Genomic DNA, 21130 nt, shown 5'->3' with positions numbered 1-21130 from the left:
GACATGACAGGCCGTGCATTGCCCGTAACATTGACCACACACATCGACCCGCTGCCGCTGAAGCAGCCCTTCCGCATCACCGGCTATACATTCACCGCGTGCAATGCGCTGGTCGTGACCCTGCGCAGCGGCGAGCACACCGGCCGGGGGGAAGGGCTGGGTGTCTACTATCGGGACGACACGCCCGCCTCGATGCTTGGACAGATCGAAGCGCTGCGGGACATCATCGAAGGCGGCGTGACGCGCGAGCAGGTGTTGAGCCTGCTGCCAGCCGGTGGTGCCCGAAATGCCCTGGACTGCGCGCTGTGGGACCTGGAGGCAAAGCAAAAGAACATGCCGGTGTGGCAGCTGGCCGGCGTCGCCGAGCCACGACCCCTGATCACTACCTACACGTTGAGTGCCGAGGCGCCAGACGTGGTGGAGGCCATGGCTCGCGATCTTCCTGGCGTGCGGGCCGTCAAGCTCAAGCTGACCAACGACCATCTCAACGCCGAACGTGTCAGGGCCGTGCGGGCTGCGTGTCCTGACGCCTGGTTGATGGTGGACGCCAACCAGGGATTCACCCGTGTAGACCTGGACGCGATGCTGCCTGCCTTCGTGGCAGCACGCGTGGCCGTCATTGAGCAGCCATTCCCGATCGGACAGGAAGCATGGTTCGATGGCATTGAATGCCCCATTCCGTTCGCCGTCGATGAAAGCGTGCAGGACCGCAACGACCTGCCAAGGTTGGTAGGCCGGGTACAGGTCATCAATATCAAGCTCGACAAATGCGGTGGCCTGACCGCCGGGCTTGCGCTGGCGCGCGAAGCAAGCGATCTTGGATTCCGGCTGATGGTCGGTAACATGGGGGGCTCGTCATGGTCGATGGGGCCAGCCTTCGTGCTTGGGTCGCTGTGTGCGGTGGCGGATCTGGACGGACCGATGTTCATCCGCGCCGACCGCGACCCGGCCGTGAGCTATTCCGACGGACACGTGTGGTGTCCTGATCAAGTGTGGGGTGGCCCACATAGCGTTGCGGCATAGGGTTTATCCATGGGGCGGTCCAATATGTCTGCAGCAACCCCGGTGTCAGGCGAGCGCACGTTCCTTGGTCATCCAAGGGGTCTGACCGTCCTGTTCCTCACCGAAATGTGGGAGATGTTCTCCTTCTTCGGCATGCGCGCGCTGCTGGTGTACTACATGACCAAGCGCCTGCACATCGGCCAGGAATATTCGTCGCTCATCTACGGTGTTTATGCGGCGCTGATCTATTTCACGCCTATGGTTGGTGGGTGGGTTGCGGATCGTTGGCTAGGCAAGCGCCGGGCGGTCGTGATCGGCGGGGCCACCATGGCCCTGGGCCACTTCATGATGGCGTCCGAGCCGCTGTTTTACCCCGCGCTGATCACCATTGCACTGGGCAACGGCCTTTTTCTGCCGTGCCTTGCCAGTCAGATCGAAGGGCTTTATCGCCATGGCGACCCACGTAGCAAAAGTGCCTACAACATCTACTATGTGGGCGTGAACCTCGGTGCGTTCATGGCGCCATTGGTCTGCGGCTTTCTTGGCGAAGCCTATGGCTGGCATTGGGGTTTCACGGCAGCGGGCGTAGGCATGCTTATCTCGCTTGTGATCTACGTCGCAGGCTCGTCCCATTTGCCGCCGGAGCCGGCACGCATGGCACGTGCCCGGTCGACAGAACCGCTCCTGGATGAACCGGTACGCAGGCAACTGCTGTTCCTTCTCGGCATTGCTGCGATTGTCGTGGTGTTTCGCGGTGCCTATGAGCAGGTTGGCAACACCATCGCCTTGTGGGCGGATGTGGGGGTGAATCGCCAGGTGACTTCGTCCTGGAGCATTCCCATGGCGTGGTTCCAGGCGATCGACCCACTGGTCGTCTTCGCGGCCACGCCCCTGCTGCTGGCCCGCTGGACAAGGCTGGCCAAGCGTGGGGTGGACACGCCATCGTTGTACAAAATGGCGTTTGGGGCAGCTGTCGTCGGACTCTCCTATGCGCTGCTGGCCGCCGTCGCCGGCTGGACCGAGGCGCGAGGCGTCCCTGCGCACTGGACATGGCTGGTCGGCTGGTTCGTGCTCATGACATTGGGCGAGCTTTACATCCTGCCCGTTGGGCTGGGATTGTTCGGTCGCATGGCTCCAGAGAAGCTCCGCGCCACCTGCATCGCGCTGTGGTTCTTTGCCGGCTTCTTCGGCAACCTTCTGGCAGGGGCCCTAGGCACGCTGTGGAGCAAACTGCCGCATGGCGGGTTCTTCCTTGCCATGGGCGGCGTGGCTGGCGGGGCGGCTGTGATGCTTTTCTTTGTCGGCGTGCGCGTCGAACGCGCGGAAAGGCGTGATAATGCCGCTTCGTCCGCCGCCGTTACGCCATGAGCCTGCATCCATGACCCAGGATCTCAAACAGAAGGTCAAGGAACACTGGGAAGGCTTCACCGCCTCGGAGCGGAAGCTCGCCACGTTCCTTCTGCATAACATCCGCGACCTGCCTTTCGAGACCGCCGCTTCGATCAGCAAGCGGGTGGGCGTGAGCCCAATGACGGTGAGCCGCTTCGTGCGCAGCCTGGGCTACGAGGGGATCGGCGAGCTCAAGGAAGAGTTCCGCGGCGACAGCACATGGCGCCATTTCTACAAGCCGCCGGAACACTCCAAGGACGCCGACGACATCAGTGCCCATCTGCTGGGGGAAACGCGGGCGCTCGCCGGGGTGCACGAACTGGCGCGCAGCAAGGAATGGAAGAGCATCATCAAGTTGCTGGCATCAGCCGACCAGGTATCCGTGGCCAGCTTCCAGCACAGTACCTTCCTGGGTCTTGGCCTGGCCAAACTCCTGCAGCAGGTTCGTCCCCGCGTGGCATTCAGTGATGGCACGGACGCCGCCTATGTCGATTTGTTGCTGGATTCGACGCGGAAGAGTTGTGTCGTCCTGGTCGACATGCGGCGTTACTTCAAGCAGTTTCGCGCCATTGCCGAAAAGGTGGCCGAGCGGAACATTCCCATGGTGCTCATTACCGACACCGACTGTTACTGGGCTCGCGAGCTCACGCCGCACGTGCTGATGGTCCAGGCCAGCGAGGTATGGCACAGCTATAGCGCCGTCTCGAGCCTTTTCAGCCTGATCGTTGCCGATGTAAGCAAGGCGAATGCTGCCGTGATGGAGCGGCTTAGCCAGATCAATGAGCTTCGACAGGAGCTGGTCGGATATGTGGGCCCGCCGCACATCAAGGCACGTAAGCCCCGGGATAAATAACCCGGTTCAGGCAACCTTCGAAGCGAGCAGATCCTCGATATGGATGGGCAGGTCGCTCACGCGGATACCAGTGGCATGATGCACCGCGTTGGTGATCGCCGCCGCAATACCTGCCAGCCCGATTTCGCCGATGCCGCGCGCACCCATCTCATTGAGCTTCAGGTCCGGGTAGTCGAGGAACACCACATCCATGTCCGGGGAATCGGCGTGGGTGGCCATGATGTAGTCGGCCAGGTTGCTGTTCGCCGCCATGCCGTTGCGCTTGTCGTAGTGCGTCTCTTCAAACAGCGCCATGCCCACACCCATCACCACCGCACCTTCGATCTGGTTGCGGCCGGTGAGGGGATTGATGATCCGGCCGGCGTCGATCACTGTCAGCACGCGGCTGACGCGCAGCCGGGCGATCTTCGGTTGCCAGGTCACCTCGACGAAATGCGCTCCGAACGAGTGCGATGAGTACTCCTTCTTGCCCTCCTTGCCGAAGGTGCCTTCGGACTTGCCCTGGCCTTCCACGTGACCCATCCGTGCTGCGGTGAGCACCTCGTCGAAGCGGCGTCCGCTATCGGGCGAATCCTTCTTGCGATGCACGCGTCCGTGGGCGAAAGCAAGCTGGTCGGCCGCTGCGTGGCCGAAGTGGGAGTCACCTTCACTGGCGGCAGCGAGAAGTTTTCCGATCGCATCACGGGTGGCTTGTGCTACTGCCGGTACCAGTGAGGCAGTAGCCATCGAACCGCCGGAGATGGGCCCGGGGGGAAGATTGGTGTCGCCTATCACGACCTTCACTTTTGAAAGCTCAACACCCGCGAGTTCCGCCACCATTTGGCCGAGCACGGTATAGGTACCGGTTCCGATGTCCTGCGTTCCACTGGCCACGCGCACGCTGCCATCGGCGTTGAAGGTGACGCTGGCGGCGGCAGGAAAGCGCTCGGCGATCCACGAACATGCCGCCACGCCCCAGCCCAGCACCAGGTCGCCGTTACGCATCGAACCGATGCGGGGATCCCGTTTGGCCCAGCCGAATTTATCGGCGCCCGTGGTGAGACATTCCTTGAGATGGCGCGAGGAGAACGGCACGTTCTCCGCCTCGTCGATGGCCGGTTCATTCTTCAGGCGAAGCTCGACCGGGTCGACCTCCAGGGCGATTGCCAGTTCGTCCATGGCCGATTCGAGCGCGTATAACCCGGGAACCGCCCCCGGGCCACGCATCGAGGTAGCCGGGCCGACATGGCGCTCAGCGAAACCGGCGGTGACGCGCAGGTTCGGCGTGCTGTAGAGGAAACCGGTGGCTTCGCCGCAGTCCTCGGAATAATCAGCTTCCAGGGCGCGGTGATAGATGTAGTCGTGCTGCAGCGATACCAGCTTGCCGTCCTTCGTTGCGCCAAGCCTCAAGCGCTGCTGCGTCTGCGGGCGATGTCCCACGTTATGGAACATCATCTGCCGCGACACCACGAGCTTGACCGGTTTGTTCAGGTCCCGCGCGGCAGCGGCTGCCAGCATCGCCTGCGTCCATGGCCATAGTTTGCCGCCGAAGCCCGACCCCAGGAATTCAGTGACCACACGGACGTTTTCGGTCGGGACACCAAGCATCTGCGCCATCACCCCCCGGAAGTTGACGATGGCCTGGGTGGTTTCATACAGCGTGAAGCGCGTGCCGTCCCAGGTGGCCACACTGGCGTGCAGCTCGATCGGGTTATGTGTTTCGGTGGGGGTGGAGTAGGTCTGATCGACCTTGACAGCCGCCGAGGCGAATACATCAGCGGGATTGCCGCGTTCGGTATCGACCTTTGGTTTTTCGTCAGCCGACAGCTTCACCGCGACGTTCGGCGTCTGCTGGCCTTTGTAGCTGACCTTCACCTTGTCCGCCGCCGCGGTAGCCTGCTCGAAGGTGTCGGCGACGACCAGGGCGACGTACTGTCCGTAGTAGCGGATCACGTCGTCCTCAAGCGGTGGCCGGCGCTCGTCAATGATCACCTTGGCGGATTTGGGCACGCGGTAGAACGTGCCGATGTTTTCCCGCGTGTAGATCTTGCGCACGCCTGGCATGGCTGCAGCGGTCCGGGTATCGATGGCGTCGATGTGCCCGTTGCCGATCGTCGCGCCCACCGGGACCGCATAGAGCATGCCGGCAAAGCTGTGGTCGGAACTGTAACGCGCGGCTCCGCTGACCTTCAGTGGCCCATCCACGCGCGCGAACTGCTGTCCGACGACGGGCAGGGGAGTGACGCTGGAAGCTGCTTCGGACATGAAAGGCTCCTCGATGTCGCTTTTATGCAGTTACGGTGGATAACGCATGGGCGACGCAGCGCCTGGCCAGTTCGATCTTGAACCCGTTCTCGCTCTGCGGCTTCGCCTGGCGCAGGGCGGCCTGGGCTGCGGCAGCGAAGGTGTGTTCGTTCGCCGCCTGGCCCTGCAGCGCCTGCTCAGCTTCGGGCGACCGCCAGGGTTTCGTGCCCACGCCTCCCAGGGCCACGCGGGCATGGGTGATCGAGCCATTGTCCACGGCGATCACCACTGCCGCCGACGCCAGGGCGAACTCATAGGACGCGCGATCACGAAGCTTCAGGTAATGCGACCGCGCACCTTTATGCGGCGGTGGCAGGATGACGTGCGTGATCAGGTCGCCAGGCATCATCACCGTTTCACGTTGGGGCGTGTCGCCTGGAAGAAGGAAGAATTCGCCGACCGGTACGCGTCGCTCGCCGCCGGTGCCACGGATAACCACAGTCGCCTCAAGCACGGTCAGCGCGACATTCATGTCCGAGGGATTGGTGGCGATGCACTTCGCGCTCGTGCCCAGGATGGCCAGCGTTCGATTCAATCCCTCGATGGCCGAACATCCGCTGCCGGGCTCACGCTTGTTGCAGGGCATGTTGGTATCGCGGAAATACATGCAGCGCGTGCGCTGAAGCAGATTGCCGCCGGTGGTGGCCATGTTGCGCAACTGCCCGGAGGCGCCGGACAACAACGCCTGTGAAAGCACGGCGTAATCACGCTGCACCAGGGGATGGTGGGCGAAGTCGGCATTGCGCACCAGGGCGCCGATCTTAAGGCCACCTTCGGGCGTGCGTTCGACATCGGCCAGCGGCAGGTGGTTGATGTCGATCACATGCGTCGGCCGTTCGACGTTGAGTTTCATCAGGTCGATCAGGGTGGTGCCGCCGGCGACAAAACGCACCTCGGCGCCCTGTTGGGCGGTTGACGACTTCGCCGCGGTACTGATGGCCTTGCCGGCATCGGTGACGCGGGAAAAGGTAAACGGTTCCATCTTCGTTCCTTTAGGCTTTGCGAACCTGCTGGATGGCAGCAACGATGTTGGTATAGGCACCACAGCGGCAGATGTTGCCGCTCATCGCTTCCTTGACATCGGCATTGGCCGGTCCGCACGGCTCTTTCATCAGGGCAACCGCCGACATGATCTGGCCAGACGTGCAGTAGCCGCACTGGTAACCGTCGTGCTCCAGGAAAGCCTGCTGCATCGGATGCAGGTTGCCCGGCTGGCCCAGGCCCTCGAGCGTGGTGACATCGTCGCCGTCATGCATCGCCGCAAGGCTCAGGCAGGAATTCACCCGCCTGCCATTCACATGCACGGTACAGGCCCCGCACTGGCCGTGGTCGCAACCTTTTTTGGTGCCGGTGAGCTGGAGATGGTCACGCAGCGCATCCAGAAGCGCGGTACGCGAATCGACCTTCAGCACTTGTACCTTACCGTTAACGGTTAATCGCACCGACACCAGATGATCATCGACTTCCGCTGCAGAATGCGACACCGCGGCGATAGCGGCCGCCTGGGCGGCAATCGGCAATCCCAACCCGGAAGCTGCGCCAGTCATGCCCACGATCTGGAGGAAATTCCGTCGACCGATCTGTATCCTGACGTCGGCGCTATCCCCCGGCGGCGAGGCTGGAAGGTCTCCAGGCTTCTTTTCGGACATGGCTGGCTCCAGGGCGGGCTTGATGTCGTTGGCGTGCGAAGCAAACAGACCGGATCGAGAGCCCGGGCGATGCAATCAGCATACGCGCGGGAGAGTCAAGTTTGGGTGACTGGTGCCGGTGTCTGTGTTTCACGCCTGGGCCGTCGCTGCGCCAAGGCAACCGCCTGGCGCATGGGATACTCCCAATCGCAAAGTATCCGTGGGCATTTTGACGTCAATGCCTGTGGTTATGCTCGTGGCCTGTATCGGCATGATCGTCAGCGTTTCCGTGACCGTCATCTTTCATCATACGCAGCATCTCGATTCCATCACTTCTGAAAAAGACCATGATGAGAGCGGCTGCGGCGAGACCAAATACCATATTCAACACGGTGGTGTAATTAAAGCTGATGGTTGCCATCGATACGGCACCGATGCGTTGGGTCGGTACTGCATGAAGCAGGGTGAAGATGCCTTCGACTGCCAATGCCGCAAGCACCATCACAAAATAGAAGGTAATGAACAGAAAGAGCGTGGCTTTCCCTCCGTAGTACTTGCGGTAAATATTAAGAATCGGGGGAATAATCAGATCGCCGAAGATGAAGGCGACCACGCCGCCGAAACTGATGCCGCCACTCCAAAGCAGTACCGCCAACGGCACATTACCGACTGAACAGGTGAATGCCGCCAGTGCGATCAAAGGCCCGATCAATGCGCCCCAGATCGCAACCGTCCAGGCGCCATGGCCATGCAGGAAGAATCCCTGCCAGAAACTGTCCGGCACCCATGCGCCGAGTGCGCCGGCGACTAATAAACCTACAAGTACGTCCTTCCACACCATGGTCCAGTTCATCACATAGAAATGGCTGATGGCGATCCATCCTTCGCGTGATAGCAGGCGCTCGCGCCACCCGCCGGCGTGCTTGTCCATCGCCATGGCCGCGTGGCCTTCCATGGCACCCCGCGCGTTACCTTTGGCGTGCTCGACTGCCACTCGCTCCAGCTTTTTCGGAAGCAACAGCGCATATCCGATCCCCAGCAGGACAAGCATGATCGTTCCGCCGATAAATTCCGCGGCCGCGAACTGCCAGGCCATCAGTACCCACAGCAATATGCCCAGTTCCAGTACCAGATTGGTCGCGGCGAACTGGAACGCCATTGCCGCGGTGAAGTTCCCGCCTTTGCGAATGATCGATCGCGCCATTGCCACGGCTGCATACGAGCACGACGACGTTGCTGCTCCAAAGATACCCGCCGTCGCAATCGACTTCGCTCCATGATCAGGCAACAGCCTTGCCATGGTGTCCTTGGGGACCATGACTTCAATCACCGCGGAGAGCGCGAAGCCCAGGCTCAAACCCCAGAAAATCTGCCAGAACATGGTGAAGGACAGCCACAACGCACGCTCGATGGCACCGAGAATATCCATCCCGGGATCCTACACCCGGTCGATCGTCGAGCTCGTCCTTTTTTCTTCATTGGTGCCAAACGCTCACCACCGCGTTTCGATGCGGGGGCCTACCGGGGCAGGGTGGCCGCGCCTAGTCTTCGTAGACAAGGGCGGGGCTGCCATTTCGGGTTGCCTGGACCTCCATTCCACTGAAGCAACAAAGGATACTTATGCGCCTCTCACTCCTTGCCACGGCGTGTCTGCTGGGGGTATCCGCCAACGTGTTCGCGGCGGACGTCAAGTCAATCTCTCGCCTCGCCGCCGGGCCCGACAACATTCTCTTCATCGCCGACTGGAAAGCCGCGGAAGTCCACGCGATCGAGCTGCCGCCAGCGCCGCACCAACCTACGGGCGCGACATTCAACGTGCTGGACCTGGAAACGCTGCTGTCGCAGCAGGTCGGCGGTGCCAGGGTTAACGTCGAGGACATGGTGGTTCGTCCCGGAACCGCACAGGTCTATGTCGCGGTCAGCTACGGCCCAGGGAAAACGCCGGCGCTGTTCCTCGTCACCAGCGACAAGAAGGCGCATCGGGTGGATCTGAAGGCAGCGCATTCGAACTCGGTGGTGCTTCGCGACGCTCCCACGACGAACGAGAAATTCTGGAAGCAGACGGCCGAGCGCAGTTTTACCGTCACGGACATGAAGTGGCGCGACGGCGAGCTCTTTGTTGCGGGACTTTCCAACCAGGACTTCTCCTCCACCCTGCGTCGGGTTCGTTACCCCTTCGATGCCAAGCAGTCGATCACTTCACTGGAGATCTTCCACGGCGGCCACGACCAGTTCGAGACGCGCGCGCCGATCCGGGCGATGAGCTTCGCGGACCTTGGTGGCAAGCCCTACCTCGTTGCCGCGTACACGTGCACGCCGCTGGTCCTCATCCCGCTGGAAGACCTGAAGGATGGCGCCCACGTGCGTGGTCAAACCGTCGCCGAACTCGGCTACGGCAATACGCCTGCCGATATGGTCTCATTCACGAAGACCGAACATGGGAAGTCCAAAGACTTCATCATGCTTGTGAACTTCAACCGGGTGGGGGAGGTCATCCCCGTATCTGAACTGGAAGCGGCACATGGCCGCCCCGGCATCGAAAAGCAGGTTCCGTACGGGCAGATCACCGGGCTCGATATGACCGAAGCCCCTCTTGCCGGCGTGATGCGCCTGGACAACCTCGACGACAAGTCGTTCGTCGTGGTTCGCCGGAACCTCCAGAACGATGACCTGCAACTGGTCTCCATGGGCAAGGGCTTGAGCTTCCGCTTGACCGACCATGTCTCGGAGTACTCATTCCCCGATTTCAGCTACAAGGGAAAAGGACCCGCCCAGCAATACATCAACATGCTGCTGAAGGATGAAGATCTACCTGAGTTCATCAAGGCGTCGGAGTAGGCCATGTGGCTGCGTCGACTGCTTGCTGGCGCAGCCCTTGCGGCCATGCATCAGCTTGCACAGGCGGGGCAACCGGACGCAGAAGTCGTCCAGGTCCAGCCGTCCGCTACCGGTGTTCCGGCCAACCTGCTGCGTTTATCCATCGTGTTCGCAGCGCCTGTCGATGGGCCGGTACTAGCAAGGATCGCGCTTCGGCGCGCCAACGGAGAGCCTTTGCAGGAGCCGTTCCTGCAGCAGGAGCTATGGTCACCCGACGGAAAGATACTGACACTCCTGTTGAATCCCGGAAGGGTCAAGACCGGCCTTATCGCGCGGGAACAATGGGGGCCCATCCTGCATCGGGGTGACGAGGTGATCCTTACGCTCGACGGACAACCCATCAAGCGATGGCATGTGTATCCGGTAGATGTGAATGGTCCCGCCCCGTCGGCATGGACGGTGGCGTCCGTGCGCCCCGGGTCGCGACAACCCCTTGTCGTCACCCTGAAGGAACCGATCGACGGCCGCGAGGCCGACTATCTGGCGGTGGTGACAGCTGACGATCGCATCATGGATGGCACCGCCAGGCTACGGGATGGCGAAGCTACCTGGACGTTCACCCCGAACCAGGTGTGGAATGCAGGTGAGTACCGGATCGTCGTACGCGGTACGTTGGAAGATCCGGCTGGCAACCGTCTGGGTGGTCATTTCGAAACGCCGATGAACGAGCCGCCGAAACCCGCAACCGATGCTACGATCGTCTTCACGGTGGGCTCAAAAGAGGCTTTGGGGGCTAATACCTCGCAGCAAGCAGTACGATGATGCTACCGGTCACGATACTTCGTGGTCAGCGAGAGATAGTTGTATGCTCCGCCACGGGACGGCTTAAAAGTCGTTGCTGCAATCTTTCATGCCATCGGCGAGGTGTGTCATGCAGCGCATCGGTTTCCTGGTCTATCCAGGGTTTCAGATCATGACGCTGGCCGCGGCATCGGTGTTTGAATTCGCCAACCTGACACTCAAGCAGACCAACTACGATGTGGCCTTCGTTTCCGAATACGGCGGCCCCGTCGCAAGCTCGCTCGGGGCCCCGGTGGAGACGAAAGCCATCGGCAAGCCGTGTTTTGACACGTTGCTTATTGGCTGTGGCACCGGTATTCCTTCCGTGCCGGATTCCCTGATCGAGATCGTGCGCCGTGCACCGCGTTCTGCGCGCCGGGTGGCGGGCATCTGCACGGGTGCCTTCTTGCTCGCGCAGGCCGGCCTGCTCAACGGGCGCCGCGCGACCACGCATTGGCTCTTCGCAAGGCAACTGGCCGAGCGTCATCCCGAGGTGACGGTGGAGGACGACCGCATCTTCATTGTCGACGGCGATATCTGGACGTCGGCGGGTATGACGGCCGGGATCGACCTGGCACTGGCCATGGTTGAGAAGGACCTCGGGACCGATGTGGCGCGTAAGGTCGCGCAAAAGTTGGTGATCTACCATCGCCGCACGGGTGGCCAATCGCAGTTCTCAGCCCTGCTCGAACTCGAGCCGAAGTCCGACCGCATTCAGAACGCGCTGAACTACGCCAGGAGCCACCTGAAATCAATTCTCTCGGTGGAAGAACTGGCTGAAGCGGCTAGCTTGAGCCCTCGCCAGTTCAGTCGCGCCTTTACCGAGGAGACCGGCCAGTCGCCCGCCAAGGCAGTAGAACGCCTGCGGGTGGAAGCGGCGCGCCTGATGATGGAGCAGACACGCCATTCCATCGAGGTGATTGCACGCGAAGTGGGTTTTGCCGACCGTGAGCGCATGCGCCGGGCATTCTTGCGTGCCTTTGGGCAACCGCCGCAGGCGATGCGTCGCCATGCGGCAGAGCCCGAAGCGGATACGCAAGCTGCCTGACGGCGGCGAACGTTACGAAGCCTGCGACGCGAGATAGCGCGCGGCCGGCTCCGAGAGCGAAAGCTGAGGCAACAGCTTCTTCCGGGCTTCCTCGTACGCCACCCAGTCGCCTATATTCGGCAGGGCAGGGATGGTGAACACTTCGCCCTGGTCCAGGCCTGCGAGGGCAGCATCCACCATGTCGTCGGCACGCATCACTATGGTCGAAGGAAGGTCTTCGATCGGCCTGCCGGCTACCTCCCAGAACTCCGTCGCCGTGGCGCCGGGCATCACGGCCTGCACGCGCACGCCCTTGTCGGCAAGCTCATGATGCAGCGAGCGAGTGAACGCCAGGACATAGGCCTTGGTCGCGCCATACACACCGTTGAGTATTTCCGGTGCAATGCCGACGATGGAACCTATGTTGATCACCGTACCGCCACCGCGCTCGATCAGGCCTGGAACGACCGCGTAGGTCAAACGTGTCAGCGCGCTTACATTCAAAGCGATCATCTCATCCATGCGTGCCACGTCCGATTCCAGCAGCGGCGCGGTGGCACCAAGGCCGGCATTGTTCACCAGCACCGAGATGGTGCGGTCGCTACGCAGAAGATCTTCCACGGTAGCGACATTGCCGGGGTTGCCAAGGTCGGCAGGGAATACCTGCACGGAGCGGCCCGTTTCATCCGTGAGGCGCCGCGCCAGCGTGTCCAGGCGCACGCGGTTGCGTGCCACCAGGATCAGATCGTGCCCGCGCCGCGCCAGGCGGTCGGCGTAGATGGCGCCTATGCCGGTGGAGGCGCCCGTGATGAGGGCAGTGCCCTTGTTATTGAAAGAAGTCATGTCGTTTCCTCAAACAGTTTTTTAAATCCAGAATTTACTTTACTCGGCGGCTTTTGCCGCTTTCTCGATCAGCGCCGCGACTTCACGGGGGTGTGAGAGGAAGATCGCGTGGCTACCGGCAAGCTCAATCGTTTCTGACTTCGCGCGATGACTCATGAAGCGCTCCAGGTCGGGATTGATCATGCGGTCCTGGGTCGCCACCACGGCATAGCTTGGCTTCGTCGACCAAGCCACGGTTTTAGCCGCTGCGCCGAATGATTCGGCCGCGATCGGCACCTGCGAAATGGCCGCGAAATGAACCGCGTCCGCCGGAAGATCCGCAGCGACGTCCTGGTGGAACGATTCCGGCTTCACTTGCACGAAACCACCGCCTACAGGAACGACACTTTGGGCCGCGGCGGGCGGCGTCCGGGTCTGCAAGGCGCCGGCGCTTTCACCGACCGCAGGTTCGAATGCCGCCACGTACACCAGGCTCTTTACCGCCGGGTGATCGCCCGCTGCGGTGATGACCATTCCGCCCCAGCTGTGGCCGACCAGTACCGAGGGGCCGGCCCTGTCGAGCACAAGGCGAGTGGCCGCCACGTCGGCATCCAGGGAGGTTAGCGGCTCCTGCACGACAAAGACGGCATACCCGTCGCGTCCCAGGATGTCCGCGACCGGCTTCCAGCCGGAACCGTCGACGAAAGCGCCATGGACAAGAACAACACTTTTGACGGCAGCGTATGCCGGTGCCGTCAACAGGCCGCCGAGAACGGCGAGCGCAAGGATGATGTTTTTCATTGGGTTTCCTGAGGGGAGTGGGTGAGTTCGGCTTGCGTTGCCGGCGCAATCGCCGGGTCTGGTGCAGAACATACGCTCGCCCGCAAACGGCTTAAACGTCGCATTTGCCATCTTTTATGCCATCGGTCATTCATGGCAGGAAAGGTGCCCTTTACGACATTTATGCCGCCGCCTTTGAACGCCACTCTGTTGCCGGCTCAGGGCGCGCCAGCGCGTTACAGGAGCCGGATAGGCGAAGTGACAGACCACCAAAGAGGACAAAACATGAAGCAGTTTCAGAAAGCGCTTTACACGGCAAAGGTCCATACCACCGGCGGGCGCGACGGCGCGTCGCGCAGCGACGACGGCAGGCTCGACATCAAGCTCTCTGTCCCGGGCAGCCACGGCAACGGCACCAATCCCGAGCAGTTGTTCGCAGCGGGATGGTCAGCATGCTTCGAAGGTGCGATGGCACTCTCGGCGGCCAAGCACAAGATCACGCTGCCCAAGGGTACGGCCATCGACGCGGAAGTCAGTCTATGCAGTGGCGACGACGGATATTTCCTGCAGGGCCGTCTCGACGTCAATTTGCCTGGCTTGAGCCACGACATGGCGCAAGCACTTGTCGACGAGGCGCATGCAGCCTGCCCGTATTCCAAGGCGACGCGCAACAACATGGCGGTCGACATCCGTCTGATCTGATCAACCTCTCAACTTCCCAGGAAAACATCATGCAATCGCTATTCTCACGGGTCGCTAGCGCGGCGCGCCGTCGTTGGCTGGGTGTACTTGCTACATCCGTGGTCTTCCTCGCTTCAACGGCAGCTGCCGCCCAAACGGCATCGCCGCCCGCGGACGCTTCGATCCGGCCGTACCAGGTACACATTTCCGACACTGTGCTGAAGGACCTCCGCCAGCGCGTGCAAGCCACGCGATGGCCGGACAAGGAAACCGTTGCTGACCAGACGCAAGGCGTGCAGCTGGCGAAGATCCAGGATCTTGTTCGCTACTGGAGTACCGATTACGACTGGCGGAAAGTCGAGGCCAGGCTCAACGCCTTGCCCATGTACACCACCACCATCGACGGTGTCGAGATTCAATTCATTCATGTCAAGTCGAAGAACCCGCATGCATTGCCGCTGCTGATCACGCACGGTTGGCCGGGCTCAGTCCTGGAGATCGTGGATTCCATCGGTCCCCTGACAAATCCCACCGCATTCGGCGGCAAGGCTAATGATGCTTTCGACGTGATCATTCCCTCGATGCCGGGATATGGCTTCTCGGACCGGCCGCAAACCACCGGCTGGGATCCCGATCACATCGCGCGGGCATGGGACGTACTGATGAAGCGGCTCGGCTACCGGAGGTATGTGTCTCAAGGTGGTGACTGGGGCTCGGTCGTCGCGGACGCCATGGCACGCCAGGCGCCGTCGGGCCTGCTGGGCATCCACGTCAATATGCCGGCGACGGTGCCACCTGAGGTTGCCAAGGCCATGGCCGCGGGCGAACCGGCTCCTGCTGGACTCTCCACAGACGAGAAGTCCGCGTACGAATCGCTTGGCACGTTCTTCAAGAAGAATGGGGCCTATGGAGCGATGATGGCAACGCGGCCGCAGACGCTCGGCTACGGGCTTAGCGACTCGCCCGCGGGCCTGGCCGCATGGATGTACGACAAGTTTGCCCAGTGGACGTACAGCGGTGGCGATCCTGAAAAATCCCTCACCAAGGATCAGATGCTCGACGACATCACCCTGTACTGGGTGACAAACAGCGCTGTGTCATCGGCACGGCTGTATTGGGAGAACAACAACAATAACTTCAACGCGGCGGACCAAAAGACCGACCAGATCAAGCTGCCGGTGGCAGTGACCGTATTCCCCGGCGAGATCTATCGCGCGCCGCGCAGCTGGACCGAACGGGCCTACAGCAACCTTGTCTACTTTCATCAAGTAGACAAGGGCGGCCACTTCGCGGCATGGGAACAGCCGAAGCTGTTCGCGGAAGAAATGCGGGCGGCGTTTAGACCCTTGCGTTGAACCCAATGGCATGGAACATGGACCGTATGTCCGTGTTTCATGCCTGTTCTGTCGATCGCTAGTCTTCCCGGAAATCGCCGCCATGCATGCTCCGGAACACCTTGATGGGCGCGCGTTCACCGATATCGGCGTCGGTCTAGCCATTTACAGCCCGGGGAACATCGCACGGGTTGGCTTCACGTAATGCTTCCGGAAGCAATTCATCGGGGAAGCCCTGGTAGCACACCGGCCTTAGGAAACGCTCGATAGACGTCATGCCGACCGACGTAAAGCGGCTGTCGGAAGTCGCTGGAAAGGGACCGCCATGGATAGATGCGAAAGACACTTCCTGGGGATGGGCGAAGGCATTGACCACCACGCGGCCAGTGCGACGCTCCAGCAAGGGAAGAAGGCGATGGGCCAACGTCATGTCACCGGCGTCCAGGTGCATGGTAGCGGAAAGCTGCCCGCGGAAGGAGCGTGCGATAGCCAGGAATTCCTCTTCATCATGTGCTTTGACCAGCAGGGCGGCCGGGCCAAACACTTCCTCCGCCAACATGGGGTTTGACAGAAATGCGGCTCCTTCGACCTCCAGCAGGGCCGATTGCCCATCGTTCGCCGCCTGCGACTTCATACCTTCGGCCACCCGGTGCGCCCCGGCGTCCTCCAGCTTCGCCATGCCACGCGCATAGGAGGCATGAATGCCAGGGGTGAGCATGGTGCGTGCGGATGCTTCGGATACACGCTTAGCCATGGCGTCACGTATCGAGTCAAATCCTGCTCCTTCGATGCCGATCAGGATGGCCGGTTTAAGACAGGCTTGTCCAATGTTCACTAGCATGCGTTCGGTAAAACCATCACCGATAGCTTGGCTGCGCGCCGCCTGCGCCTCAGGAAGGCGCTGCTGTGCGCGGCGGAAGAGGGCCATGCCGCCCACTTCTGAACCGGTGAACGTCACCGCCTTTACCAGCGGATGATCGACCAGCGCCTCGCCGATGGCATTGCCGGCACCTCGCAACATGGAGAACACTCCTTCGTGCAGGCCACAATCCCGTACGGCGTCACGGATGGCGCGTCCCTGGATTTCGGATGAACCAGGATGCGCGTTGTGCGCCTTGAGGATCACCGGTGCGCCTGAGGCCAGTGCCGATGCCGTGTCGCCGTCCGCCACGGAGTAACTGATCGGAAAGTTGCTTGCGCCAAAGATCGCCACCGGACCGATCGCCATTTTCTGGAACCGATGATCCATGCGTGGCCTCGGTTGTCGATCCGGCAACGCCGGATCGACGACAACCTGGAGGAAGCGTCCCTTTCTTACTACATCCGCAAACTGCCGGAACTGAGTGGCGGCTTTGATGGTCTCTGCCTCGAGCTGTGCTTCCGGCAACCCGGTTTCCAGCGATGTTCGCTTGGCCAATTCCTTGCGCGCTGCTTCAAGGTTGTCGGCAATGCAGTCGAGGAATTGCGCACGCTGTACGAGCGAAGTATGGTTGTAGCTGCCAAACGCATCGTCAGCCAGTGTGGCTGCCCGATCAACTTCCCATGAGCCGCCCAGCGCGAAATCAGGCTCGATCAGTTGGTTCGTACTAGGGTTGAGCGCCTTCATCGTGCCCTCGGTCGCCCGCGCAAACGGTGCAGGTTTCTTCGCGACTCCCCGTGAACCTGGCCGAGGCCGCGGTGACCGCCGCTGTCGCCCATGCGGGGATCATCCGGGTGCTTTCGGATCAAGTGGAAAGCTACCTGGAGTCAGGTGCGCTGGTTCGGCTGCTACAGGCATTCCAACCGCTACCGATGCCTGCGAGCCTGGTATATCCAAGCCATCGGCAAGTCCCGCTGAAGCTTCGCGCGTTCTTAGACTTCGCCACGACACGGCTACGCGAACGGCTGGGCTATACCGGCTCTTAACTGTATTTCCCCCTTTATCTAGAAGGGGGTTCCCAAAAAGAACGTCTAGTTGAGGTGGCAGATCGCGACTAATTTGTCGCTCGGTGCCGATCCCTTCAGGGCGTGTTCTCCAGGCGCCAGGGCATCGCCTATCAGCCCCCAACACAGACGGAAATAAACAAATGAAATTTAACATCATCATCGCAGTGGCCGCGACAGTTTTTTCCACGACCCTTGCATCCGGCGCCGCACTGGCACAGGCATCGCAAAAGGGAATTCCGGGACTCTACCGGACCGATGTCCAACGGCACGATTCAAGCATTCCCGGCTACGAAGTGATCCAGGATCGCGTCGATATCGAACCGGGTGTCGTTGCCCCGAATCATCGCCATCCTGGCGAGGAAGTCGTCTATGTCATCGAAGGCGCGCTGGAATACGATCTCCAGGGCAGGCCGCCGGCGGTGCTCAAGGCTGGCGACGGTCTGACCGTTCCCGCGGGTGTTCCCCATATCGTGAAGAACCTGGGCACGAGCAATGGCGCTGAACTGGGTACCTATGTCGTACCGAAGGGCAAGCCACTGTTCGAGCTGGCTCCCTAAGCGCCGTGCGGAGGAATCGCCGGACGGCCCGACTGGTCGGCCCGACCGATATACCCACTGTTGCGCACCGGATGCTGGAAGGTAAGGTTCAGGGACGAACAGTTGTCGACGTCGACGCTTGAATCCCATGTCCCTTCCCAGGAGAACGACATGCAATACCTCGTACTCATCCCCCGCTCGGAAAAGTCGTTATCCATGACGCTCCAGAAGAAGCAGGTCGAAGCAGAAGCCGAATTTGTCCGCCGCCTTTATGTGGATGGGAGGGTGCGCCAGATCTGGCTGAGAGCAGAAGGCGGTGCGTGCATGATCGCCGAATCCGACGATGAGGCCGGTCTGAAGCAGATCTTGTCCGATCTTCCATTGGTGAAAGCTGGTTATCTTGCGCAGCCACTCGTCAGCCAGTTGCGCCCTTACTCAGGCTTTGGGCCTCGTGGTGTTTGACCGGCGATCGCGGTGTCGGAGGGATTGTCAGGACCGCGAGAATTCGGCGGCATGCAGCTTCACGAAATCGCGAGTGCTCATGGGCTCCTGGGCCGTCAGCTTGACTACGTCGTCCGTGGTCCGGTCGTAGCGGCCTTCCGCATGCAGCTCGGCCATCACGACCAGATGACCGATCAGGTGCGCAGGTAAGCCGAACTCGCGGAGTTTTTCGCTCCACGGGGCCACCGGCACGTTGCGATAGCGGATCGTTCGGCCCAGCGCTTCGGAGAAGGCGCGTGCGTGCTGCTCCACGTCGACGGATTCCGGGCCGGTCAAGTTGTAAATCTGTCCGATGTGCGGGACTGGATCGTCAAGAATCGTGGCGACGACACGCGCTACGTCATAGGCGGCGATGGGAGAGGTTTTGGCATTGCCCAGGGGCAACGCCAGTTCGTTGTTGCCGCGGACGCCCATGGCACCCAGGCGCAGGAAGAAGCCGTCGATGAAGACCGTCGGACGCACGTTCACTACCGGCAGTCCAGACCATGCCAGCACCTGCTCTGCCAGCCAATGCAGCTTGTGCTGGGGACTGGCGGTGGTCTCGCTGATGTTCATCTGCGAGACAGTCATCTGCGACATGTTGACGATAGCTTCAACGCCATGGTGGCGCGCGACTGCGGCTACGTTCGCAGTGGCCTCCAGGTAGGCTGCCGAGATCGACATGCCAAAGTAGATCCGCTTGCACCCTTCGATGGCACGATGCACCGTCTGAAGGTCGGTGAGGTCGCCGACGATCACCTCCGCACCCAGCTTGCGCAGCCTCTCGGCGCGTTCGTCCTCGCGGCGGACAAGCGCCCGAACCCTATGGCCCTTGGCGAGAAGCATGGCCGTGACATGACGGCCGATGGCACCGACGTCGCCGGCCGCACCGGTGACGAGGATGGGATTGATGCTGGACATGTTCATGGGTATCCCGCTTGAGTGGAATGCACGGCTTTAACGATGGTCATAACTGGGTTTTCAGTGTGGTGTATATGCAACATTGTGGATATAAAAAGCGATCAACCGGGCTGCTCCTCGATCGGAAGCGCGGCGGACAATTCGACGATGGCGGATGCGCCGTCACCGCCCAGCATTTGCCGGGTCTTGACCTGTGCGGCACGCCAGGCGGGCATGGCGCTCACAAGTAAGTCACGGCCCGCCGGGGAGATCCTGATGGGTCGGGCACGTCCTTTCTCCGGCACCGACTCTCTGGCCCAGCCCTGGTCCAGCACGAGCTGAAGATTTCGAGTTGAGGTGGAGCGCTCCTGGTGATTGGCGCGACCAATTTCCGCGCGGCTCGCGCCATCCAGGCGCGCAATAATTACCAGCAACGAGAACTGCGAGGGCGTCAGGCCGAAGGGACGGAGTTCCTGTTCGAAGATGGTGGTCACGACGCGTGAGATGCGACGCGCTCGTGTCATAAGGCAATGCACCGTGACATCGTCCACCATGCTGGCAATGGTATTGTTTCCAGGGGCCCTTCCTGTCTTCATCAAGTTAATATAGTGCATATACACCATAGTGTCAACTTGCCTTGAAGGATAGGCCAAGGTACCAGCCAGGATTGCGGGGCAGTCGCAGTAATTGACCTCGTCAAATTCGCCTTTTTCTTGTCTCGGAGTGCTCATCGCCGATTTCAGCTACAAGGGAAAACCTAGGCTTGGCAGAGCTTTTGGACTCCAACCCTTCGCTGCGAGTAGCACGGTGATGCGACCGACCCGAGCCAGACAGGCTGGGAACCCAACAGCGGCCATCGATTCCCCCACCTAGCGAAAACGGTGAATTTCCACGGCGCATCTCGATCGGCAGCAACCCGGTTCATAGACTGAGCTGGACATCGTCGAGGAGCCTTCACACCATGAACCTATTCCGCCACTGGCTGCCGCTGCTGGGCGCCGGCGTCACGCTCGGCCTTGGCTGGGAGACGCCGGCATGAACGCGTTCGAAATCCGCCGCGGCGCGGACCGCGGCATGATGCGTACCACATGGCTCGACGCAAGATTTAGCTTCAACTTCGCTGACCACGTCGATCCGCGTCGCCCGCGTTTCGGCCCACTGCTGGCGCTCAACGAAGACCGCGTGCAGCCGGGCACTGGCTTTGAGATGCATCCGCACCGCAATCTCGAGATCGTCATGCTGCCGCGCAGCGGCACCATCGAGCATCGCGACAGCCAGGGCCGCGAGATGCTGGTACGGCCCGGCGAACTGCAGTGGATGCGCGCCGGGCGCGGCATCCGCCATCGGCAGTGGAACACCTCGCTGCACCAGGTCGACCATCATTTCCAGCTCTGGTTCGCGCCTTCCACCCTGGGTCTCGAACCGGCCGTCGAACGGCTGCCGTACAAGGCGTCCACACCTGGCGCATGGCGCACGCTGGTATCGCCGTTGCCGGGGGATGGTGAGCTCGACATCGGCGTCGACGTGGTGCTCGCTCTCGGCCTGGCCGTGCCGGGCAGGGCACTCCAGATACCCGCACGCGCTACGGGCGGGCTCTACCTGCACACGATGCAGGGGATCTTCGAAGTGCACGGCGAGGGTCTTGAAGACGTCGTCCTCCAGAACGGCGACGCCATTGTGTTCTTCGATGGCGTGCCTCAGCTGCAACTGCAGGCGGAGTCTCCCTCCGAGCTCCTGCGTTTCGACACCGCCGCGGTCGACCCACGAACCGGCCTGACAGCGGCCCACGCTTCACATGAACCCATGAAGGAGCGCCTGTCATGACCCGCGTC

21 protein-coding genes and 1 pseudogene are annotated in these 21130 nt (G+C 61.4%); 12 read left to right on the top strand and 10 right to left on the bottom strand.

Annotated features, from left to right (window positions below):
* Window positions 1-3: 3 nt before the first annotated feature.
* From VGM61_RS04560 to VGM61_RS04550, 3 genes are read left to right on the top strand one after another with little or no spacing between them, the layout of a single operon-like run.
* Window positions 4-1023, top strand: a complete 1020-nt coding sequence (locus VGM61_RS04560) for a dipeptide epimerase (RefSeq protein WP_331521548.1) — start codon at window positions 4-6, stop codon at window positions 1021-1023.
* 24 nt (window positions 1024-1047) lie between these two features.
* Window positions 1048-2370 (top strand): peptide MFS transporter, encoded by a 1323-nt coding sequence (locus VGM61_RS04555; protein ID WP_331521547.1) that lies wholly within the window; start codon window positions 1048-1050, stop codon window positions 2368-2370.
* Window positions 2371-2380: 10 nt separating this feature from the next.
* Window positions 2381-3244 (top strand): MurR/RpiR family transcriptional regulator, encoded by an 864-nt coding sequence (locus VGM61_RS04550; RefSeq protein WP_331521546.1) that lies wholly within the window; start codon window positions 2381-2383, stop codon window positions 3242-3244.
* Window positions 3245-3250: 6 nt separating this feature from the next.
* Here the strand turns inward: VGM61_RS04550 and VGM61_RS04545 are convergent, their stop codons facing one another.
* The 4 genes from VGM61_RS04545 to VGM61_RS04530 all read right to left on the bottom strand — a co-directional run bounded on the left by VGM61_RS04545 (window position 3251) and on the right by VGM61_RS04530 (window position 8584).
* The gene (locus VGM61_RS04545; RefSeq protein ID WP_331521545.1) at window positions 3251-5488 is read right to left on the bottom strand and encodes a xanthine dehydrogenase family protein molybdopterin-binding subunit; all 2238 of its coding nucleotides are present in this window, start codon (window positions 5486-5488) and stop codon (window positions 3251-3253) included.
* Window positions 5489-5510: 22 nt separating this feature from the next.
* On the bottom strand, window positions 5511-6509 hold the full coding sequence (locus VGM61_RS04540; protein ID WP_331521544.1) for a xanthine dehydrogenase family protein subunit M: 999 nt from the start codon (window positions 6507-6509) through the stop codon (window positions 5511-5513).
* A gap of 10 nt (window positions 6510-6519) precedes the next feature.
* On the bottom strand, window positions 6520-7074 hold the full coding sequence (locus tag VGM61_RS04535) for a (2Fe-2S)-binding protein (protein WP_414694798.1): 555 nt from the start codon (window positions 7072-7074) through the stop codon (window positions 6520-6522).
* Window positions 7075-7390: 316 nt separating this feature from the next.
* Window positions 7391-8584 carry a permease gene (locus VGM61_RS04530; RefSeq protein WP_331521542.1) on the bottom strand — a complete coding sequence of 398 codons (1194 nt, stop codon included), beginning with the start codon at window positions 8582-8584 and terminating at the stop codon, window positions 7391-7393.
* A 242-nt stretch (window positions 8585-8826) separates the two neighbouring features.
* Between VGM61_RS04530 and VGM61_RS04525 the strand changes: the two genes are divergently transcribed.
* The 3 genes from VGM61_RS04525 (at window position 8827) to VGM61_RS04515 (ending at window position 11860) form a co-directional block, all read left to right on the top strand.
* On the top strand, window positions 8827-9993 hold the full coding sequence (locus tag VGM61_RS04525) for a hypothetical protein (protein ID WP_331521541.1): 1167 nt from the start codon (window positions 8827-8829) through the stop codon (window positions 9991-9993).
* Between the two features lie 3 nt (window positions 9994-9996).
* Window positions 9997-10794: a hypothetical protein gene (locus tag VGM61_RS04520; protein ID WP_331521540.1), complete on the top strand. Its 798-nt coding sequence runs from the start codon at window positions 9997-9999 to the stop codon at window positions 10792-10794.
* A gap of 109 nt (window positions 10795-10903) precedes the next feature.
* A complete protein-coding gene (locus VGM61_RS04515; RefSeq protein WP_331521539.1) occupies window positions 10904-11860 on the top strand; it encodes a GlxA family transcriptional regulator in 957 nt (318 codons plus the stop codon).
* Between the two features lie 12 nt (window positions 11861-11872).
* Here VGM61_RS04515 and VGM61_RS04510 read toward each other — a convergent pair whose 3' ends face one another.
* Window positions 11873-12682, bottom strand: coding sequence for an SDR family oxidoreductase (locus VGM61_RS04510; RefSeq protein ID WP_331521538.1), 810 nt, complete (start codon window positions 12680-12682; stop codon window positions 11873-11875).
* A gap of 39 nt (window positions 12683-12721) precedes the next feature.
* A complete protein-coding gene (locus tag VGM61_RS04505; protein WP_331521537.1) occupies window positions 12722-13462 on the bottom strand; it encodes an alpha/beta hydrolase in 741 nt (246 codons plus the stop codon).
* A 264-nt stretch (window positions 13463-13726) separates the two neighbouring features.
* On the opposite strand from VGM61_RS04505, the gene VGM61_RS04500 reads away from it, so the two are divergent.
* Both VGM61_RS04500 and VGM61_RS04495 read left to right on the top strand, forming a co-directional pair.
* The gene (locus VGM61_RS04500) at window positions 13727-14143 is read left to right on the top strand and encodes an organic hydroperoxide resistance protein (RefSeq protein WP_331521536.1); all 417 of its coding nucleotides are present in this window, start codon (window positions 13727-13729) and stop codon (window positions 14141-14143) included.
* Window positions 14144-14172: 29 nt separating this feature from the next.
* A complete protein-coding gene (locus VGM61_RS04495) occupies window positions 14173-15477 on the top strand; it encodes an epoxide hydrolase family protein (RefSeq protein ID WP_331521535.1) in 1305 nt (434 codons plus the stop codon).
* 136 nt (window positions 15478-15613) lie between these two features.
* Here the strand turns inward: VGM61_RS04495 and VGM61_RS04490 are convergent.
* Window positions 15614-17065 (bottom strand): annotated as a pseudogene (locus tag VGM61_RS04490) (aldehyde dehydrogenase (NADP(+))); the annotation flags it as partial.
* Between the two features lie 23 nt (window positions 17066-17088).
* Here VGM61_RS04490 and VGM61_RS19510 point away from each other — a divergent pair.
* Window positions 17089-17361, top strand: coding sequence for a LysR substrate-binding domain-containing protein (locus VGM61_RS19510; RefSeq protein WP_414694797.1), 273 nt, complete (start codon window positions 17089-17091; stop codon window positions 17359-17361).
* Between the two features lie 161 nt (window positions 17362-17522).
* Window positions 17523-17939, top strand: a complete 417-nt coding sequence (locus tag VGM61_RS04485; protein WP_331521534.1) for a cupin domain-containing protein — start codon at window positions 17523-17525, stop codon at window positions 17937-17939.
* Here VGM61_RS04485 and VGM61_RS04480 read toward each other — a convergent pair.
* Entirely contained in the window at window positions 17936-18091 is a 156-nt protein-coding gene (locus VGM61_RS04480) for a hypothetical protein (protein ID WP_331521533.1), read from the bottom strand. The two genes, VGM61_RS04485 and VGM61_RS04480, sit on opposite strands and share 4 nt — an antisense overlap.
* On the opposite strand from VGM61_RS04480, the gene VGM61_RS04475 reads away from it, so the two are divergent.
* The gene (locus tag VGM61_RS04475) at window positions 18090-18380 is read left to right on the top strand and encodes a hypothetical protein (RefSeq protein ID WP_331521532.1); all 291 of its coding nucleotides are present in this window, start codon (window positions 18090-18092) and stop codon (window positions 18378-18380) included. The two genes, VGM61_RS04480 and VGM61_RS04475, sit on opposite strands and share 2 nt — an antisense overlap.
* Before the next feature lie 27 nt (window positions 18381-18407).
* Here the strand turns inward: VGM61_RS04475 and VGM61_RS04470 are convergent, their stop codons facing one another.
* On the bottom strand, window positions 18408-19325 hold the full coding sequence (locus VGM61_RS04470; protein WP_331521531.1) for an NAD(P)H-binding protein: 918 nt from the start codon (window positions 19323-19325) through the stop codon (window positions 18408-18410).
* Between the two features lie 95 nt (window positions 19326-19420).
* Window positions 19421-20029, bottom strand: a complete 609-nt coding sequence (locus VGM61_RS04465; RefSeq protein WP_331521530.1) for a MarR family winged helix-turn-helix transcriptional regulator — start codon at window positions 20027-20029, stop codon at window positions 19421-19423.
* A gap of 304 nt (window positions 20030-20333) precedes the next feature.
* Between VGM61_RS04465 and VGM61_RS04460 the strand changes: the two genes are divergently transcribed.
* Complete coding sequence (locus VGM61_RS04460; RefSeq protein ID WP_331521529.1) at window positions 20334-21122, top strand: pirin family protein; 789 nt, start codon at window positions 20334-20336, stop codon at window positions 21120-21122.
* Window positions 21123-21130 lie beyond the last annotated feature (8 nt).

It is taken from the genome of Pinirhizobacter sp. (assembly GCF_036499745.1).
GTDB lineage: Bacteria > Pseudomonadota > Gammaproteobacteria > Xanthomonadales > Rhodanobacteraceae > Pinirhizobacter.
The sequence above is the reverse complement of the archived record's forward strand: the minus strand, read 5'-3'. Positions and strand labels throughout refer to the sequence as shown.

Coding starts and splice junctions, on each gene's coding strand:
- VGM61_RS04520 (WP_331521540.1), top strand. CDS start 9,997: ATGTGGCTGCGTCGACTGCTTGCTGGCGCAGCCCTTGCGGCCATGCAT.
- VGM61_RS04485 (WP_331521534.1), top strand. CDS start 17,523: ATGAAATTTAACATCATCATCGCAGTGGCCGCGACAGTTTTTTCCACG.
- VGM61_RS04545 (WP_331521545.1), bottom strand. CDS start 5,488: ATGTCCGAAGCAGCTTCCAGCGTCACTCCCCTGCCCGTCGTCGGACAG.
- VGM61_RS04540 (WP_331521544.1), bottom strand. CDS start 6,509: ATGGAACCGTTTACCTTTTCCCGCGTCACCGATGCCGGCAAGGCCATC.
- VGM61_RS04510 (WP_331521538.1), bottom strand. CDS start 12,682: ATGACTTCTTTCAATAACAAGGGCACTGCCCTCATCACGGGCGCCTCC.
- VGM61_RS04500 (WP_331521536.1), top strand. CDS start 13,727: ATGAAGCAGTTTCAGAAAGCGCTTTACACGGCAAAGGTCCATACCACC.
- VGM61_RS04470 (WP_331521531.1), bottom strand. CDS start 19,325: ATGAACATGTCCAGCATCAATCCCATCCTCGTCACCGGTGCGGCCGGC.
- VGM61_RS04505 (WP_331521537.1), bottom strand. CDS start 13,462: ATGAAAAACATCATCCTTGCGCTCGCCGTTCTCGGCGGCCTGTTGACG.
- VGM61_RS04460 (WP_331521529.1), top strand. CDS start 20,334: ATGAACGCGTTCGAAATCCGCCGCGGCGCGGACCGCGGCATGATGCGT.
- VGM61_RS04560 (WP_331521548.1), top strand. CDS start 4: ATGACAGGCCGTGCATTGCCCGTAACATTGACCACACACATCGACCCG.
- VGM61_RS04495 (WP_331521535.1), top strand. CDS start 14,173: ATGCAATCGCTATTCTCACGGGTCGCTAGCGCGGCGCGCCGTCGTTGG.
- VGM61_RS04480 (WP_331521533.1), bottom strand. CDS start 18,091: ATGTCGTTCTCCTGGGAAGGGACATGGGATTCAAGCGTCGACGTCGAC.
- VGM61_RS04550 (WP_331521546.1), top strand. CDS start 2,381: ATGACCCAGGATCTCAAACAGAAGGTCAAGGAACACTGGGAAGGCTTC.
- VGM61_RS04465 (WP_331521530.1), bottom strand. CDS start 20,029: ATGAGCACTCCGAGACAAGAAAAAGGCGAATTTGACGAGGTCAATTAC.
- VGM61_RS04555 (WP_331521547.1), top strand. CDS start 1,048: ATGTCTGCAGCAACCCCGGTGTCAGGCGAGCGCACGTTCCTTGGTCAT.
- VGM61_RS04515 (WP_331521539.1), top strand. CDS start 10,904: ATGCAGCGCATCGGTTTCCTGGTCTATCCAGGGTTTCAGATCATGACG.
- VGM61_RS04475 (WP_331521532.1), top strand. CDS start 18,090: ATGCAATACCTCGTACTCATCCCCCGCTCGGAAAAGTCGTTATCCATG.
- VGM61_RS04530 (WP_331521542.1), bottom strand. CDS start 8,584: ATGGATATTCTCGGTGCCATCGAGCGTGCGTTGTGGCTGTCCTTCACC.
- VGM61_RS04535 (WP_414694798.1), bottom strand. CDS start 7,074: ATGACTGGCGCAGCTTCCGGGTTGGGATTGCCGATTGCCGCCCAGGCG.